Source organism: Pseudomonas sp. BNK-30, assembly GCF_047456185.1.
Taxonomy (GTDB): Bacteria; Pseudomonadota; Gammaproteobacteria; order Pseudomonadales; family Pseudomonadaceae; genus Aquipseudomonas; species Aquipseudomonas putida_E.
On sequence record NZ_CP179904.1, the window covers coordinates 1,094,315 to 1,111,771 of the forward strand.

A 17,457-nucleotide genomic window follows, 5' to 3' on the forward strand; every position below is an offset into this window, starting at 1 on the left:
GTCTCGCCATCACTGGAGAATTAAGCGTACTGAGAGAGACGAAGGGGCAGGGGGGTGATTTAGGCAGGTGACGAAACAGCTGCACCCGGCGCGCGTGGGGCGCGCCGGGTGGGGCTCAGGCGAGGGCGGGTGCGTGTTCGACGACGACTTTGCCGGCCTGCAGCCGCACCAGCTGGTCGGCGATGTCGAAGTAGCGGTCATCGTGGGAAATGACAATGATGGTCTTGCCCAGGCGCTTGAGGTCCGGCAGCAGCTCGGTGTAGAAAATCCGCCGGAAGGTCGGGTCCTGGTCGGCGGCCCATTCGTCGAACACCAGCACCGGGCGCTCTTCCAGCCAAGCGTTGATCAGCGCCAGGCGCTTGCGCTGGCCGGTGGACAGGTCGGTGGTGCTGAACGCACCGTCCTTGACGCTGACCTTGTGGGCGATTTCCAGGCGCTCCAGGTAGCGGTTGGCGTCTTCGGGGATGTGCGTGTCCCCCTGCACCACATCATCGAACAGGTAGTAGTCGGCAAACACCGTGGTGAACAATTGCCGGTAGTCGTCGCGAACCTGTGCGTCGACGGCCTGGCCGTTGAGCAGGATCTGCCCCTGTTGCGGCGTGTACAGGCCCAGCAGCAACTTGATCAGGGTGGTCTTGCCACAGCCGTTTTCACCGACCACGAAGACGATGTCGCCCTGGGCGATGCGCAGGTTCACCGGCCCTACCTGGAACGGTTGGGCACCGGGGCTGGCTTGATAGGCATAGCTCACCTCGCGCAATTCCAGGCTGTCGACCACGACAGGCTTGTTGCCGTGGTCCTCCAGCAGCAGGTGCGCTTCAGGCGAAGAAAACTGCTCGGAAAGCTCGGCGATACGGCGAAAGGCGATTTGCGCGCGGCTGACCACCGGCAAGGTACCGATCAGGTGTTCCAGCGGGCCTTTCATGTACAGCAGCACCAGCACGAAGCCGCTGATGGCCTTGGGGTCGGCGCTTGGCCAGAGGAACTGCAGGGTCAGGCCCAGGCCGATGACCACGAAGAACAGCATGGAGCCGAAGCTCTTGGCAATGACGAACGTGTTGATCGAGCGGACCTGAGTGGCGCAGATCGCGTCGGCGGTGTCCTGGATGCCTTGGCGGAACATGCGCTGGCGCCGCGGGCGGTGGATGCGCAGCTCCTTGGCCCCCTCGGCGATGGCGTGGTAGTGCTTCTGCAGCCGGTCTTCCGCGTCGCGCGCCGCCATGAAGCCTTTGATGCCACGGCCTCGAGCGATGTACTGGACGACACTGCCGATACCGATTGCCAGCAGCATCATCAGGAACATCGGCAGTGACAGGGTGGCCAGGTAACCCAGGCAGCCAAGGGTTACGGTCAGCGAGATCGCCAGGGGCGCAAAGGCGAAGGCGAAGTCGCTGATGGTATCGACGTCATGGGTCAGTACCGGGATCAGGCGGTGGCTGCGGAAACGTTCGATCTGCTCGATCGGGGCCGACAGCACCTTCTCGCCCAGGGCTTTGCGCAGTTTGGCGATGATGTGCTGGCCGACGTAGTTGGTGCCGATGTCGGAGCAGATCGAGCTGGCCAGAGCCAGCGCACACAGCCCGGCGAAGCCGAGGATCACGCTGTTGCTCAGGCCGCCGTCGGCGTGCAGGCCACTGTTGATGGTGGCCAGCAGTGCGGTAACGCTCAGGCCGCCGACCATGCCCATGACGACCGACAGGGTGACGATCGGCCAGAACGGTTTGAGCAGGGTGAATAGCTCGCTCAGCGCCCCGCGGGTTTTGGAGGTCATGTTGAATTCCTGGATCAGAGGCAAAAGTACATCGTTATGACGAGTGGCCCGCGGGGCAATTTAACCGCGTACCGTCACAGGTCGCGGACCACCCGCACACCCAGCCAGTCACCCAGGCGGCCCGGGAAATTGGTGTTGCGGTTGCCGGAGCGGGAGAAGATCGGCGCCTCGCCCCAGTCGTTGCCGCGGATACTTACCACCTTGCAGCTGTCCTTGGCCCGGCTGGCCTGGCCCCAGGCACTGCCGTCGGCCGGGGCGCCTTCATAGCTGTTGTGGTAGCAGTCGGCGACCCATTCGTAGACATTGCCGTGCATGTCGTACACGCCAAAGGCGTTGGCCGGGTAACTGCCCACGGGCGAGCTATAGCTGTAGCCATCCTTGGGGCCATAGACGTTGGCGTGCTGGCTGATTTCCAGGGTGCTGTCCGGGTCGATCGGGAAGGGGAACATACCGGTGCTGGCGCCGCGTGCGGCATATTCGCGTTGGGCCTCGCTGACCATGCGGTAATGCTTGCCGGTCTTTTTCGACAGCCAGGCCACGTAGTCCTGCACATCGTGGTAGCTCATGCACACTGCCGGTTGCTGCGGGCCCTGTTTGTAACTGGGCTTGCTGGCGGTGCAGCGGCGGCCAGGGCGATCGTCGCCGTCGGCGATGCGTGTGCCCGTAGCCTCGAGGTAGCCGTCCCATTGCTCGGCGGTCACCTGGAAGCGGCTGATGGCGAAGGGCTTGGCGAAGGTCACCGCATGCTGCGGACCTTCGTCATCCTGGCGCCCCATTTCGTCGGCCGGGGTGCCCATGTTGAAGGTGCCGGCGGGCAGTACCACCATCTCCGGGCAGAGCTTGTCGCAGTCACGGAACACCGTGCCAGGGGTATCGGCGGTTTGTGCTGCCAGGGCCGGCAGGCTGCAGGCGGCCAGCAGGCCGGCCAGGGTCAGGCGATGCAGGGAAGCGGTCATGGTGATGCCTTGTCAGAGTTGTTGGGTAATCAGGGCCATGGCCCGGTCGATCTGCTGCTCGTCATTGAGCAGGCTGGGGGCCAGGCGGATCACCGGGCCGACATCGCGATACACCGCATCGCACATCACCTTGTTGGCAGTGAGGTGGGCGGCGACGGCGTCGGCGTCGCGGTCCTTGATGCGGAAAAACGTGAAACCGGCCGAATAGCGCTCGCTGCGCGGTGTCACCAGCTGGACCTGACGGTGCTCGGCGAGGCGCGCCTTGAGCAGGCTGTTGAGCTGGTGGATGCGCTGTTGCACGTCGGCCTTGCCCAGCGCCAGGTGCAGTTTGAAGGCCTCGTTGGTGGCCCAGCGGTGTTCGAAGGCGTGGTAGCCGCCAGGGGTCATGATGGTGGCGAAGTCTTCATCGCGGGAGAACGTGGCGATGGTCGGGGTGAGGTGCTCCATGCCGGTGGAGGCTGCGCAGATGATGCCCGTACCGCGCGGGCCGAACATCCACTTGTGGGTGCCGGCGATGAAGTAGTCGCAGTTGAAGTCGGCAAAACGCACGTTCTCCACACCGAAGCCGTGCACGCCGTCGACCACATAGAGAATGCGCTCGGCTTCGCTGCGGTTGCGGTTGTGCTGGCGCACCAGCGCGCCGATCTCACCCACCGGCAGCTTGACGCCACTGCCGGAGTGCACCCAGGTCATGCCGAGCACGCGGGTGTGCGGCTGGATGGCTTTGTCCAGGGTGCTCAGCACCTGGTCGGTGGAGACTGTCCATGGGTCGTCGAACAGGCGGATCTTGCGGGTCAGGGTGCCCTGGCGCTGGGCGCGGAAGGCCAGCGCCTTGTGGGTGGAGTAATGCTCGTGCTCGGTGACCAGGATTTCCTGGTGGGCGCCGACCTTCAGGCCGCCATAGATCATCGCCAGGCCTTCGGTGGTGCTGCCGGTCAGGGCCACCTGGCGCGGCTTGACCTCAAGGTAGCGCCCGGCCCACTCGCGCACCTCGTCCTCGCGCTGCCATTCGTACTGGCTTTCCCAGTCCATCAGGGCGGCGGGGTTGCGGTCCAGCGCGGCACGGTGGCGGTCGATCGCTGCCTGTACCGGGCGCGGGTGGGCGGTCACCAGGAAGTTGGCGAAGTGCGCGACCTGTGGGTCGAGCGGGAACAGCGTGCGCAGGTTGCGCCATTTGTCGGGGCCGCTCAGTGGTGTGCTGGCGCCAGCCAGGGCCTGGGGCAGCAGTGGCAGGCTCGCGGCCAGCAGGCCGGCCTGTTTCAGGAAACTACGGCGGTTGCTCATGGTAGGCAGGGCTCGGCTCAACGGTTGGCGACAGGCTGGGCAGCGCTCTGGACTTGCTCCCAGGCGCGCAGGAAATTGCCCGCCCAGAGCTTTGCAATGTCCGTTTCGCTGTAGCCGCGGGTCAGCAGTTCGGCGGTGACGTTGCTAATTTCGCTGACGTCCTTCCAGCCCTCCAGGCCGCCACCATCGTTGAAGTCCGAGGCGATGCCGACGTGGTCGATACCCACCTTTTTCACGGTGTAGTCGATGGCGTCGACATACTGTTTCAAGGTTGCTTTGGGTTCGTCTTCGAGAATGGCGTACAGCGAGCTTGCATACTCGCCGAAGCGTGCCTCGGGCCAGATGGCGATCACCGCGTCGCCCGGCATCAGGGCATTGGTCAGGCCTTGCAATGGTTGCAAGTCGAAGCGCGCACGCAGGGCATCGAGCTTGTCCACCACCGGCTGGGTCAACGGCTTTAGGTACTGACCGAAGCCGACCACCTGGATCACGCCGCCGCTCTGCTTGATCAGTTGCATCTCCTTGTCGGAGAGGTTGCGCGGGATATCCACCATCGCCCGCGGTGCCGAGTGCGAAGCGATGATTGGCGCGCGCGACAGGCGAGCGACATCTTCGAGTGCCAAGGTGGACATCTGTGACACATCGATGATCACCCCCAGGTCGTTCAGGCGTTTCACTGCCTGCTCGCCCAGCGGTGACAGGCCGCCGAGGGCGTCGGCGGTGTCGTTGAAGAACGGCAGCGGCCGCGAAGAATCGGCCCAGTCGTTGTTGCCGACGTAGCTGAAGCCGAACATGCGCATGCCACGTGCTGCCCACAGGTCAAGCTGCGACAGGTCGTGGCCCAGCGGGTAGGCATTGAGCATGCTGATGAAGATGGCGAACTTGCCTTCGCCGTTGAGGCGCCGGAAGTCGTCAGGGGTGTAAGCGATACCGACCTGGTTGGGGAAGTCGCGGACCATGCCGGTGATGATCTTGTAGCGCCCTTCCTGTTCTTGCCGGGCGGCATCGACGAAGCCGGGGGTGGGGCGGTGCGGGGCGTTCGGGCCGTTCCAGATTTCCGGCCAGCCGAACACGGTCAGGGCGGCACCAGAGAGGCGGCCGCGGTTGGCCTTGACCAGGTCGAACTGGCCCGGGCCATCCTTGTCTACTTCGTGCCCCTCGCTGCCCATGCTCAATGGCACGGTGATATGGCTGTCGAACGAGAGCATGTGCTCGTGCAGCTCCTCAGCCTGCTGCACGATCTTCAGCGGGTAGCCTGCGTGCAGGTGCCGCCAGTAGAAGTAGCCAGCGGCACTTGCCAGGGCAACGGTCAGGGCCAGGGGCAGGCCGATGTACAGGGCTTTGCGGGAACGGGTCTTGGTCATTGCCATCTCGTTGCGCGGTGATCGGGGCGGCTGCCGGCTCAGGGTTTGCTGCGCGGGCAGGGCTTGGGTATCAGGTGGACGAACAACGGCGGGGCAAATTTATCGTTGGCTGCGTCACAGGCCGTCTGCCTGCGGCGGTAAATTTTGCGTACTGCACAACGTTCTAGCCTTGGACGGGCCGTGCTCCATGGCCGCAATGAATGCTCAGGTAGTGCAATGACGATTTCTCGACGCGGGTTCATCGCCGGTGTGGCATTGACAGGCATGGCGGTGCCCGGTGCGCTGTATGTGCGGCACGTGCAGCGCCAGCAGTTCGACGAGCAGTATCCTGAAACCCCGGGCGAAGCCGTTGTCGAACTTGCCGATGCGCCCCTGCAGCAGTTGGGCGACACCTTGCGCGGGTGCTGGCGCTGGACAGCGCAGGGCAGGGACGCAGGGCTGCACGGTTTGCCTGATGGGGAGCTGGAGCTGTTGCTGGACGTTGCCCACAGTGGGCGTGGCCTGCGTGGTTACTTGGACACGCCCGAGCGCCTGCGTGGTCCGCAAGAGCCGCGCTATCGCGTGATGGGCGACCTGCTGGGGGACAAGCCAGGGACACTGCGCTGGCGGCTGTTTTCGACGCAGCCGGGCCAGGAGCAGGCGAACTATGAGTGCCAGGTGGTCCTCGACGAAGCCTGGGGCGGGTTCGGCAACGCCGGTCAGGCGACACTCAATGGCCGCATCCTGCCGCTGAACCGCGCATTGACGCTGCCCGAGCAGGACAACCGGTTTCTAGCGCTCAAGCGGCCTTTCCCCGAGGCCCGCGAACGGGCGCCCCTGGCACCGGCCTTGCTGGCGAGGCTGATCGCGCCGGAGCATCGATTGTTCCACCAGCTCTGGCATGCCGCGCGCGACAAGTGGCACAAGCTGGACGAGGACAAACAGGCAGCGCTGCGCGGCCTTGGCTGGCAGCCAGGGCCGCGGGGCCATGAACGCGATGCGCGGGGCCGGCACAAGGACCGCAATGGTTCGGGCGTGGATTTTTTCTTCATGCACCGGCACATGCTGGGTGCTGCCCGGGCCCTCCAGGACCTACCCTCCTGGCCGCGTTTTCCGCTGCCGCAGCCGGAGCTTGAGCGCGACCGTATCGGCTTCGCCCGCTATTTCGACAACCATGATGGCAATGCCCTACCGCCTACCTGGCTGGCTTCGGACGATGCCGCGTACACCCAATGGGTGCGCGATATAAAGACGCCCGAAACGTTCCATGCCAACTTCCAGGTCTGGGAGTCGAAGTACACTGATCCGCACTACCTGAGCACGCTTACGCTGGGGCAGTTCGGTTCGGAAATGGAGCTGGGTTTGCACGACTGGCTGCACATGCGCTGGGCTTCGGTGCCGCGCGACCCTTCCAGTGGCCTGCCAGTGCCTTTCGCTCGCAAACCGGAGGATTTTGCCGCGCGTTGGTTCCAGGCCGAGAACGACTTCCTCGGCGACCCGTTTTCATCCCATGTGAACCCGGTGTTCTGGCACTTCCACGGCTGGATCGACGACCGTATCGAGGATTGGTTCCGTGCCCATGAGCGGGTCCACCCGGGCCAGGTCAGGCGCCTGGAAGTCAATGGTGTGCCGTGGTTCGCGCCTGGGCGCTGGGTCGAAGTGGCCGACCCGTGGCTGGGGCCAGACACCCACGGTTGCTCGACGGTACCGGGGCTGCGGCCTGGGCGCAGCGTGGAGATGGACCCTGAGACCATGAAGCTGGCGTTGCGCATCATCTTTGGCGACGATGACCTGTTCGCCAAGCTGCGGCCGAAAGTCCCGCAACGCCCCTGGTACGCGCGCAATCTGAAACTGGCTCAGCGCTGAAAAAACCGGCCGCAAGCCGTGCGCGGCCTTTTCAGTGCGGTACCTGCCAGCCACCCCCAAGCGCCTTGTACAGCGCCACGCTGCCCTGCAGGCGGGCCAGGCGCAACTGCGCTTGCTGGTCCTGGGCCAGGTAGAGCGTGCGCTGGGTCTCCAGCACGGTCAGCAGGGTCTCGGCGCCAGCCCCATAGCGCCGTTGTGCCAGGTCGAAAGCCAGGCGTGCCTGCACTACTTCCTCGTCCTGCCACAGCCGTTGACGCTCCACACCCTCAATGGCGTTAAGGGCTTTTTCAACATCGGCAAAGCCGGCGAGGATGCTGCTGCGATAGTTTTCCAGCAGTTCATCCTGCTCGGCTTCGGCCAGCGCGCGTGAGGCGCGCAGCCGGCCGTTGTTGAAGATGGGCGCGACCAGGCCGGCGGTGAGTGTGTAGTAGGAACTGTCGAGCACCTGGGCAAAGGTGTTCGCGCCCGTGCCAAGGTTGGCGCCAAGCGTCAGCTTCGGCAGCATGGCCGCCCTGGCCACCTGCACATTGGCGTTGGCGGCGGCCAGGCGCGCTTCGGCAGCGGCGATGTCGGGGCGGCGAGTCAGCAGTTCGCTGGGAACGCCGCTGCCGATTGCCGGCCACTGCACAGTGGTGATCGGTTGGTGGCTGACCGGCAAGGCCTGCACCGGGTCACCGAGCAAGGTGGCGAGGGTGATGCGGCTGTCTTGCCGCTTTTGCTCGAGCAGCGGCACCTGGCGCTCCTGAGCCGCCACCAGGCTGCGCTGCTGGGCCAGTTCAAGGCGGGTGGCGGACCCTGCACGCTGGCGGGTTTCGACCAGGTTGAGCACCTCACGTGCATTGCGCAGGTTGAGGCGTGCGATGCGCAGCTGTTCTTCCAGGGCGATGCCTTGCAGGTAGCTGTCGGCAACCGCACTGACCAGGGTCAGCTCCACTGTCTGGCGGTCGAAGCGGCTGGCGTCGAGGCCGTGCAGCGCGCTCGCCCGAGCCGCGCGCAGGCCGCCCCAGAAGTCGAGTTCGTAGCGGGCGGTAAGTTGCAGGCCGAAGGCTGTGTAGGTGGGTTCGCTGCTACTGACGTCCAGCTGGTCAGACCCTTCGCCGTGCAGCAGGCGTTGGCGGCTGCCATCGAGGCCCCCTTGCGCCTCTGGCAGCAACGGCGCGCCGGCGATCACGGCGCGGGCCTGGGCCTGGCGTACGCGGGCCGCGGCAGCGGCGAGGTCATGGGCGTTGTGCTGCGCGCGCTTGATCAGTTGGTCCAGCTCGCTGCTGGCGAACGCCTGCCACCAGTGCCCCGATGGCAGTGCGATGGCGGGCGCAGCTGCCTCGCCTTGCCAGTGTTGCGGTGCGCTGATGCCGCTTGAGGGCGCAGGGGGTGTATTGCAGGCGGTGAGGCCCAGGCACAGGGTCAAGAGGCTGATGCGGCTTGGCAATGTCATGGATTATTCGCTGGTAAGGGCTTTGACCGGGTCGAGTCGGGCGGCCTTGCGTGCTGGCATGAAACCGAACACCACGCCGGTGATGGCGGCGCAACCGAAGGCGCCAAGGATGGCGGGCAGGGCGAAGGCGACGGCGACTTCGGCGAGTATCAGCGCGCCGCCGATCAGCAGCGCCAGCACGATGCCGGTCAACCCGCCGACCATCGACAGCATGACCGCCTCGCTGAGGAACTGGCGCAGGATGTCGCGCTGGCGTGCGCCGGTGGCCATGCGGATACCGATTTCACGGGTGCGCTCGCGCACGGTCATGAGCATGATGTTCATCACGCCGATACCGCCGACCAGCAACGAGATCGCAGCGATCGCCCCGAGCATCAGCGACAGGCTGTTTTGTGTGCGTGCCTCGGCCTGGATCAGTGCCGCATCGTTGGTCAGCTCGAAATCGTCCTTGCCTTGATGGCGCTTGCGCATCAGGCGGTGGATCGCTGTTTCGGTCTCGGCGACCCGGGCCGAGTCGGCTGCGGCGATGATCACGTATTCCGGGTCGTGGCTGCCGAACAGGCGCATGGAGGCGGCGGAATAGGGCACCACGATGCGCTCATCGCTCTTCTGGTCACCCGAACTTGCGCCCTTGCCGGCGAGCAGGCCGACGACCTGGAACGGCACGTTGCCGATCAGCAGGTACTGGCCCAGCGCGTCGGTGCCGGGTGCCAGCAGTTTGTCGCGGACTTTCTGGCCGATGACCGCCACGGCAGCGCCACTTCGTTCGTCGGCTTCGCTGAAAAAACTGCCCTGCACGACCGGCCAGTTGAGGATGGCGGGGAATTCGACGTTGTTGCCGCCAACGTAGAACCTCTGGTTGTTGTTGCCGTGGCGCACCATCAGGTCGCCGCCGATGACCGGCATGACGCGCCGAACCTGGGGCAGTTCGGCGATGGCGGCGACGTCATCGAGGGTGACGATGCCGCCTGGCTCGCGCAGCGTCGGCGGGCGGCCGTTGAGGTAGAGGATGTTGGAACCGAACGCGGCCATCTGAGCCATGACCTGGCGTTTGCTGCCTTCGCCCACGGCCAGCATGACCACGACCGAAGCCACGCCAATGACGATGCCAAGCAACGTCAGGGCGGTGCGGAACCGGTTGATCCACATGATCCGCCACGCTGCCTGCAAGGCCTCGAGCAGCTCGCCTTTCCATGCGCCACGCACGGTCGCGCCGCGGTCCAGGCGCTGGCGCAGGTCATCGGCCTGCAGGCCTTGTTGCGCTGCAGCGGGAGGCTGGTCGCAGGCCGAGTCGCTGATCATCAGGCCGTCGCGGATTTCCACCACCCGGCGTGCCCGCGCCGCCACCTCGCGGTCGTGGGTGATCAGGATGATCACATGGCCCTGGCTGGCCAGCTCGTCCAGCAGGGCCATGACCTCGGTACCGCTGTGGCTGTCCAGGGCGCCGGTCGGCTCGTCGGCAAGGATGATATGGCCGCCATTCATCAGCGCGCGGGCAATCGACACGCGTTGCTGCTGGCCGCCGGACAATTGATGCGGGCGGTTGCCGGTGCGGCTGGCCAGGCCAAGGCGCTCAAGCAGGGCGGCTGCGCGGGCGTGGCGCTCGGCGGGCGGGGTGCCGGCGTAGATGGCCGGCATCTCGACGTTTTCCTGGGCTGAGCCTGAAGGGATCAGGTGGTAGCCCTGAAACACGAAACCAAAGGCTTCGCGGCGCAGCCAGGCGAGTTCGTCACTGCCCAGGTGGGCAACGTCCTTGCCGGCGAACAGGTAGTGGCCCGAGGTGGGGCGGTCGAGGCAGCCGAGGATGTTCATCAGCGTCGACTTGCCCGAACCCGACGCACCGACGATGGCGATGAACTCGCCGGGGTGGATGTTCAGGCTGATGCCGCGCAGTACGTCGACCTTGGGGGTGTCGATACCACCGTAGGATTTGCGGATGTCGCGCAGTTCGATCAGGGGAACGGCCATTCAGCCTCCGCTGGCCAGGGGCGCACCGATGACCAGGCGCTCGCCTTCGCTTAGGCCATCGAGCACTTGCGCCCGCAACCGGTCGCTGAGGCCGATGCGCACTGTGCGTTGTTCGACCTTGCCATCCTGGCCCAGTACCTGGGCCAGGCGCAGGTGATCGGCCTCGGTGTCGTCCAGTGCTGCCAGCGGCGCTGTGAGTACCTGGCTGGCCTGGCCGGCGACGAAGAACACCTGGGTGGTCATGTCGGCCATCAACGCTCCATCGGGGTTGTCGACGTCGAGCAGCACGGTGTACTGCACCACCTGGCTGCCTGTCGTACCGGCGATCGCGCTGGCAGGGCCGCCGCCGCCCTGGCTGGTGTGCGCCAGCGGCTTGGGCGGAATCGGCAGGATCTGCCGCACGGTGCTGTTCCAGCGGCGTTTGCCGCCGGCTAGGGTGGTGAAATAGGCGGCCATTCCTGGTTTGACTTTGCCGATGTCGGCTTCGGACACCTGGGCCCACACGGTCATCGGCGAAAGCTTGGCGATCCGCAGAATCAGAGGCGTCTGCTGCTGGGCGTTGAGGGTCTGGCCTTCACGGGCATCCACCGCCACCACGGTGCCGTCCATCGGCGCATAGATGCGTGTATAGCCAAGCTCTGCCTCGTCGCTGCGCAGGTTGGCCTGGGCCTGACGGATCTGCGCCTGGATCATGTCGATACGGGCCTGGGTGACCTTGAGCTGGGCGTCGGCCGCCTGCAGGTCTTCCTCGCGTGTGGCGCCCGCGCCAGCCAGTTCGCGCTGGCGCCGGTACTGCTGCGTGGCCAGCAGGTACTGGGCGCGCTGCTCGGCCAGTTGCGCCTTGAGGTTGTCGATCGAGAACCGCCCGGCGTCCAGCCTGGCCTGCTGGGTAGAAGGGTCGATCTCCACCAGCAACTGCCCCGTGTGCACCTGATCGCCAGCCTCCACGTGCAGCTTGCGGATCTGCCCGGAGGCTTGGGCGCCTACATCCACATACCGTCGTGGCTGCAGGGTACCCAGGGCGGTGACGCTGCTTTCGATGTCCGCGCGGACGACTGCGACGGTACTCAGGGGCACGGCACCCAGAGGGAGCGCCTTCCAGGCCAGCAGGCTGCCAAGGGCCAGCAGGCCGAAGCTGCCAGCCAGCAGGTGGCGGCGAATGTTGGGTATGCGTCTCATGCGTACTTCCAGCCAAAGGGTGGCCACACGCAGCCAGGTCAAGGTGCGCACGGAGGTGCCAGTTAAACGAAGGCGCGCGGGGCGGATTTAGATGGGCTGGCGCTGGGGGAGGAGAGTTGCTGAGAATCATTATAATTTGTAAGATCCCACGCTGATATCACATGACCCTGTCCGAGCCTGTCAGGACGTACCCCAGGTGCCGTCGTGGAACATTACTATCGCGAATTGGTGAGCTTCCTCTCCGCGCGCCTGGGCAGCCGCCAGGCGGCTGAGGATGTGGCTCACGATGCCTATCTGCGGGTGCTCGAACGCACCGGTACGCAGCAGATCGAGCACCCGCGCGCGTTCCTTTACCGCACGGCGCTGAACCTTGTGATCGACCGTCATCGCCGCCACCTGCTGCGCCAGTCCGAGCCGCTGGAGGTGCTGGACCTGGACGAGCGCTGGCACACCCCGGCCCCCACCCAGAACATGCAGTTGGACCAGCGCCTGGCGCTGATGCAGAAAGCACTCGATGAATTGAGCCAGCCCTGCCGTGACAGCTTCCTGTTGCGCAAGCTCGAAGGCCTGTCGCATCAGCAGATCGCCGAGCACCTGGGCATCTCGCGCAGCCTGGTGGAAAAGCACATCGTCAACGCCATGAAGCACTGCCGCGTGCGCATGCGCCAGTGGGAATCCTGAAAACCGGTGGTGTGCCGGTGAAAATTCTGTGTGCTGGCAACTTGATTTCTAACTGTTTCAAGACAACTATCTAGATTGACCCCGCCAGGCGCCGCCCTGGTGGTTGCCTGTTACTGGCGCAGTTTGGTCAGGGAGTGTGTCCCTATTCACCTGACTGCCCAGGTCCGACAATGACCAACAAGACCCTGCGCATCCTGATCGCCGACGAGCATCCGTCCCAGCGCTTGCAGCTGGAGAGGCTGCTCAATGGCCTGGGCTATTACCGGATTGCCCCGGTGGACTCCTTCGACGAGCTGCAGCGCCTGGTGCACTGCGCGCTGCAGCCGTTCAACCTGCTGGTGGGCAATATCGAACTGGCCAGCCATGCAGGTGTCGACCTGGCGCGCTTTTGCCGGGTGAGCACGCAGATTCAGCATGCCTTGCTGTATCACTCGCGGCATCTGAAGGTCCCGAGCGTGCCGCAGACCGAGCGCCAGGCGGTGAATGTGAGCCTGCCGCAGGTGCCGGACAACGAGGCCCTTGAGTCCTTCATGGCGCTCATCGATGGGCCAGTGGTGGTCGGCAAGCTGGCCTTGCCGTCCGGCCTTTCCAGCAGTGGCCCGCCGGCCTACCCGCGCAGGAACTTCGCCCACACGGTCTTCAGCCGATAGCCGCAGCGGACGGGGCAAGGGGGCAGCTATTTGCTATCCTCTTGCCCTTTGCCGATTTGCGGACCTGTGCCATGACTGCCATCGATACCGCTCGCCCGCCCCGGTTCAGCCGTGGCGACCACCGGACCCTGGGCCTGGCGGCGCTGGGCGGCGCGCTGGAAATCTATGATTTCATCATCTTCGTGTTCTTCGCCCTGACCCTCAGCCAGCTGTTCTTCCCACCCGAAATGCCTGAGTGGCTGCGCCTGCTGCAAAGCTTCGGGATTTTCGTCACCGGCTACCTGGCGCGGCCGCTGGGTGGCATCGTCATGGCGCACTTCGCCGATCACCTGGGCCGCAAGCGGGTATTCAGCCTGAGCATCCTGATGATGGCGCTGCCGTGCCTGCTGATCGGGGTGATGCCGACCTATGCCGAGATTGGTTACGCGGCGCCGCTGATCTTGCTGGCGTTGCGCATTCTGCAGGGCGCTGCGGTCGGTGGTGAGGTGCCCAGTGCCTGGACATTCGTTGCCGAACACGCACCGCAAGGGCGGCGGGGTTACGCCCTGGGCTTCCTGCAGGCCGGGCTGACCTTTGGCTATTTGCTGGGGGCACTGACCGCGACACTGTTGGCCCAGGTGTTTACCGCCCAGGAAATCCTCGATTACGCCTGGCGTTACCCGTTCCTGCTTGGCGGGGTATTTGGTGTGATCGGCGTGTGGTTGCGCCGTTGGCTGAGTGAAACACCGGTGTTTCTGGCCTTGCGCGAGCGCAAGGAGCAGCCGGTGAAGTTCCCGCTGCGACGGGTGCTGGGCGAGCATCGTGGGGCGTTGATCCCGGCTGCGCTGCTGACCTGCGTGTTGACGTCGGCGGTGGTGGTGCTGGTGGTGATCACACCGACGGTAATGCAGCAGCGCTTCGGCATGACCGCCGCGCACACGTTCGCCCTGAGCAGCGTAGGTATCGTTTTTCTCAATATCGGTTGTGTGCTCGCCGGGCTGCTGGTCGATCGCCTGGGCGCCTGGCGGGCGCTGATGATCTACAGCGTGCTGCTGCCGCTGGGTATCGGTGCCTTGTATGCGAGCCTCGTGGGCCAGTGGGGCATGACGTGGCTGGCTTACGCGTTGGCTGGGCTTTGCTGTGGTGTGGTGGGTGTGGTGCCGTCGGTAATGGTCGGGCTGTTCCCGGCCCAGATCCGGGTGTCGGGCATTTCCTTTACCTACAACGTGGCCTACGCCTTGTGGGCCAGTACCACGCCGTTGGCGTTGATAGCGTTGATGCCGTGGAGCCCGTGGGTGTGCGTTGGCTTTTGTCTGCTCATGGGCGCGGTGGGGCTGCTCACGGCCCTCTACTTTGGCCGCCGGGAACCTTTGGCATTCGCGGCCGAGCCCATGCCGCTCATGTGCGGTGACAAATGAACGGGTAACGCCTGGCGGGCAGTGAGGCAGACTTCCGGGTGGGGGCTATTGGAATAACCTATTAGCCAAATTTAACCTGGAAGGTTAATTTCTCATGGAAAAGAGAACGCCTCATTGTTCGCTGGAGCGGATCAGGGCCTTGGTCAGCGCTGGGCGCATCAGCCCGACAACCGCCTCTTTGCGGGGCGCCCAGGCACTCGGGATGGATTACCCGGACATGCTCGAGATAATCAACGGTCTGGAGCGCAGAGACTTTCACAAAAGCATGACATGTCACGGTGATTACCGCGTATGGCAGGACGTTTATCGCCCCCTTACGGGCAAGGGATACGTGTACCTGAAACTGTCTGTGGTGGATGACGTGCTCATCGTGTCTTTCAAGGAGTTGTAATCATGAAGTGTCCAGTTTGTGGGGGGGCGGAGCTTGCACCTGATACCCGGGACATGCCCTATCGATACAAAGGTGAAGCGACCGTTATCCCAAATGTCAGTGGCGGATACTGTACAGCCTGTGGGGAGGCGGTTCTCAGCCATGATGAAGCGATGCGCATCAGTACTTTGATGTCCGCATTCAATCGCCAAGTCAATGCCGCGGCAGTGGACCCCGACTTCATTATCGCTGTGCGCAAGAAATTCGACCTCGACCAGCGTGAAGCCGGCGAAATCTTTGGCGGTGGGGTCAATGCGTTCTCTCGCTACGAAAATGGGAAAACCAGGCCGCCGGTTGCTCTGGTCAAACTGTTCAAGCTGCTCGACCGTCATCCGGAGTTGTTCGAGGAAGTCCGTACGGCCTGAGGCAGCCCTGAACGAGAAAGCCCCCGGGCCGTGAGGCCAGGGGGCTTTTTCTTGCTGCAAGGGCCGGGCTTACATGTTCGGGTAGTTCGGCCCGCCAGCGCCTTCAGGGGTAACCCAGGTGATGTTCTGGGCCGGGTCCTTGATGTCGCAGGTCTTGCAGTGCACGCAGTTCTGCGCGTTGATCTGGAAGCGCTTGCTGCCGTCTTCCTGGCTGACCACTTCGTACACGCCCGCCGGGCAGTAACGCTGGGCTGGCTCGTCGTACAGCGGCAGGTTGCTGGCGATCGGGATGCTCGGGTCGGTCAGCTTCAGGTGGCAGGGTTGTTCCTCTTCGTGGTTGGTGCTGGAGAGGAACACCGAGCTGAGCTTGTCGAAGCTGAGCTTGCCGTCTGGTTTGGGGTAGTCGATCTTTTTCGAGTCGGCCGCAAGCTTGAGGCAGGCGTAGTCCGGCTTGGTGTCGTGCAGTGTGAAAGGCAGCTTGCCAGCGAACCAGTTCTGGTCGATGTAGTTGAACGCACCACCGAGGATCGGGCCGAACTTGTGCAGCGCCGGGCCGAAGTTGCGGCTGGCGAACAGTTCTTCATGCAGCCAGCTGGCTTTGAAGGCGTCGACATAGGTAGTAAGCGCATCGCCGCCTTCGCTGCCAGCGATCAGCGCATCGGCCACGGCTTCGGCCGCGAGCATGCCGGACTTCATGGCGGTGTGGCTGCCTTTGATCTTGGCGAAGTTCAGGGTGCCCAGGTCGCAACCGATCAGGGCGCCACCGTTGAACACCATCTTGGGCAGCGAGTTCAGGCCGCCCTTGCAGATGGCGCGGGCGCCGTAGCTGATGCGTTTGCCGCCTTCGAGGTACTGCTTCATCACGGGGTGATGCTTGAGGCGCTGGAATTCGTCGAAAGGCGACAGGTAAGCATTGCTGTAGGACAGGTCGACGATCAGGCCGACCACCACCTGGTTGTTTTCCAGGTGATAAAGGAACGAGCCGCCGGTGTTTTCAGCGCTCATCACGTCCAGCGGCCAGCCGGCGGTGTGTACCACCAGGCCTTGTTCGTGCTTGGCCGGGTCGATTTCCCAGATTTCTTTCAGGCCGATGCCGTAGTGCTGGACGTCGGACTCGCTGTCGAGGTTGAAGCGCTTGATCAGTTGCTTGCCGATATGGCCGCGGCAACCTTCGGCGAACAGGGTGTACTTGGCGCGCAGTTCCATGCCCGGGGTGTACAGGCCGTCCTTCGGGTTACCCTCGCGGTCGACACCGAGGTCACCGGTGACGATGCCGCGGACCACGCCGTTTTCATCGAACAGCGCTTCCTGGGCGGCGAAGCCCGGGTAGATTTCCACGCCCAGGTTCTCGGCCTGCTGGGCCAGCCAGCGGCACAGGTTGCCCAGCGAGATGATGTAGTTGCCCTGGTTGTGCATGGTCTTGGGCACGAACAGGTCAGGGACCTTGGTCGAGTTGCCGGCGTCCTTGAGCACGTAGATGTCGTCGCGCTTGACCTCGGTGTTGAGCGGTGCGCCGAGTGCTTTCCAGTCGGGGAACAGCTCGTTCAGGGCGCGGGGCTCGAACACTGCACCGGAGAGGATGTGGGCGCCGACTTCGGAGCCTTTCTCGACCACGCAGACGCTGATCTCGCTACCGGCTTCGGCGGCCTTCTGCTTCAGGCGGCAGGCGGCTGACAGGCCTGCCGGGCCAGCGCCGACGATGACCACGTCGAATTCCATGTATTCGCGTTCCACTGGTTCTCTCCTACTCATCAAGGCTCGTGCTGTTGCTTTGTCTTATGGGTGTGGCGTGATCATGCGCGCCGCGCTTCACGGGAGCGGAGCTGTAGCGGCACAGAGGATGGACTACACCGTTTTGTCTTGGCCGCGCATTATATCTACACCACTTGGCGGGTCCAATACAAACGTTTGTTTGAATTTGCCGCAGGCCAGTAAAATCAAAGGAACGCGGCTGGAGGGTGACCGATTTGCCGTATTGACCGGATTGGGTGTTGCGGTCAAGATACGAGCGGTTTTACGTTCGCCGTAGGCTCATCGCCGGGCGCAGGTACACCTCTAAAGACCAGGTGTGGGGTAAGGCTTTCGGGCCAAAACACGGTTTGTAGTGGAGTTTACACGCCACCACAGGAAAT

The 17,457-nt window shown here is 64.2% G+C and carries 14 protein-coding genes; 6 read left to right on the plus strand and 8 right to left on the minus strand.

Going from position 1 to position 17,457, the window contains the following annotated elements:
- Nucleotides 1-115 precede the first annotated feature (115 nt).
- The 4 genes from ACMGGN_RS05020 to pvdM all read right to left on the minus strand — a co-directional run bounded on the left by ACMGGN_RS05020 (nucleotide 116) and on the right by pvdM (nucleotide 5,375).
- The gene (locus tag ACMGGN_RS05020) at nucleotides 116-1,771 is read right to left on the minus strand and encodes a cyclic peptide export ABC transporter (protein WP_046785267.1); all 1,656 of its coding nucleotides are present in this window, start codon (nucleotides 1,769-1,771) and stop codon (nucleotides 116-118) included.
- A 74-nt stretch (nucleotides 1,772-1,845) separates the two neighbouring features.
- Complete coding sequence (locus ACMGGN_RS05025) at nucleotides 1,846-2,727, minus strand: formylglycine-generating enzyme family protein (RefSeq protein WP_046785266.1); 882 nt, start codon at nucleotides 2,725-2,727, stop codon at nucleotides 1,846-1,848.
- A gap of 12 nt (nucleotides 2,728-2,739) precedes the next feature.
- Nucleotides 2,740-4,011, minus strand: a complete 1,272-nt coding sequence (locus ACMGGN_RS05030) for an aminotransferase class V-fold PLP-dependent enzyme (RefSeq protein WP_115274267.1) — start codon at nucleotides 4,009-4,011, stop codon at nucleotides 2,740-2,742.
- Between the two features lie 17 nt (nucleotides 4,012-4,028).
- Nucleotides 4,029-5,375 (minus strand): pyoverdine-tailoring dipeptidase-like protein PvdM, encoded by a 1,347-nt coding sequence (gene pvdM, locus ACMGGN_RS05035; protein ID WP_046785264.1) that lies wholly within the window; start codon nucleotides 5,373-5,375, stop codon nucleotides 4,029-4,031.
- Between the two features lie 216 nt (nucleotides 5,376-5,591).
- On the opposite strand from pvdM, the gene ACMGGN_RS05040 reads away from it, so the two are divergent.
- Entirely contained in the window at nucleotides 5,592-7,220 is a 1,629-nt protein-coding gene (locus ACMGGN_RS05040) for a PvdJ/PvdD/PvdP-like protein (protein ID WP_204918503.1), read from the plus strand.
- A 31-nt stretch (nucleotides 7,221-7,251) separates the two neighbouring features.
- Here the strand turns inward: ACMGGN_RS05040 and ACMGGN_RS05045 are convergent, their stop codons facing one another.
- From ACMGGN_RS05045 to ACMGGN_RS05055, 3 genes are read right to left on the minus strand one after another with little or no spacing between them, the layout of a single operon-like run.
- Nucleotides 7,252-8,655, minus strand: a complete 1,404-nt coding sequence (locus ACMGGN_RS05045) for an efflux transporter outer membrane subunit (RefSeq protein WP_414156503.1) — start codon at nucleotides 8,653-8,655, stop codon at nucleotides 7,252-7,254.
- A gap of 3 nt (nucleotides 8,656-8,658) precedes the next feature.
- Nucleotides 8,659-10,623: a MacB family efflux pump subunit gene (locus tag ACMGGN_RS05050; RefSeq protein WP_119687490.1), complete on the minus strand. Its 1,965-nt coding sequence runs from the start codon at nucleotides 10,621-10,623 to the stop codon at nucleotides 8,659-8,661.
- Complete coding sequence (locus ACMGGN_RS05055; protein ID WP_414156504.1) at nucleotides 10,624-11,802, minus strand: efflux RND transporter periplasmic adaptor subunit; 1,179 nt, start codon at nucleotides 11,800-11,802, stop codon at nucleotides 10,624-10,626. It abuts the gene before it with no gap.
- A 204-nt stretch (nucleotides 11,803-12,006) separates the two neighbouring features.
- Here ACMGGN_RS05055 and ACMGGN_RS05060 point away from each other — a divergent pair, with 204 nt between their 5' ends.
- The 5 genes from ACMGGN_RS05060 (at nucleotide 12,007) to ACMGGN_RS05080 (ending at nucleotide 15,325) form a co-directional block, all read left to right on the plus strand.
- A complete protein-coding gene (locus ACMGGN_RS05060) occupies nucleotides 12,007-12,483 on the plus strand; it encodes a sigma-70 family RNA polymerase sigma factor (RefSeq protein WP_046785260.1) in 477 nt (158 codons plus the stop codon).
- 170 nt (nucleotides 12,484-12,653) lie between these two features.
- Nucleotides 12,654-13,133, plus strand: coding sequence for a response regulator (locus tag ACMGGN_RS05065; RefSeq protein WP_046785259.1), 480 nt, complete (start codon nucleotides 12,654-12,656; stop codon nucleotides 13,131-13,133).
- Nucleotides 13,134-13,204: 71 nt separating this feature from the next.
- The gene (locus ACMGGN_RS05070; RefSeq protein WP_115274271.1) at nucleotides 13,205-14,530 is read left to right on the plus strand and encodes an MFS transporter; all 1,326 of its coding nucleotides are present in this window, start codon (nucleotides 13,205-13,207) and stop codon (nucleotides 14,528-14,530) included.
- A 94-nt stretch (nucleotides 14,531-14,624) separates the two neighbouring features.
- Nucleotides 14,625-14,921, plus strand: a complete 297-nt coding sequence (locus ACMGGN_RS05075) for a type II toxin-antitoxin system MqsR family toxin (RefSeq protein ID WP_161872932.1) — start codon at nucleotides 14,625-14,627, stop codon at nucleotides 14,919-14,921.
- 2 nt (nucleotides 14,922-14,923) lie between these two features.
- Complete coding sequence (locus tag ACMGGN_RS05080; RefSeq protein ID WP_281869536.1) at nucleotides 14,924-15,325, plus strand: type II toxin-antitoxin system MqsA family antitoxin; 402 nt, start codon at nucleotides 14,924-14,926, stop codon at nucleotides 15,323-15,325.
- Between the two features lie 69 nt (nucleotides 15,326-15,394).
- Here ACMGGN_RS05080 and ACMGGN_RS05085 read toward each other — a convergent pair whose 3' ends face one another.
- Nucleotides 15,395-17,077, minus strand: a complete 1,683-nt coding sequence (locus ACMGGN_RS05085) for an electron transfer flavoprotein-ubiquinone oxidoreductase (RefSeq protein ID WP_119687489.1) — start codon at nucleotides 17,075-17,077, stop codon at nucleotides 15,395-15,397.
- Nucleotides 17,078-17,457: the final 380 nt, after the last annotated feature.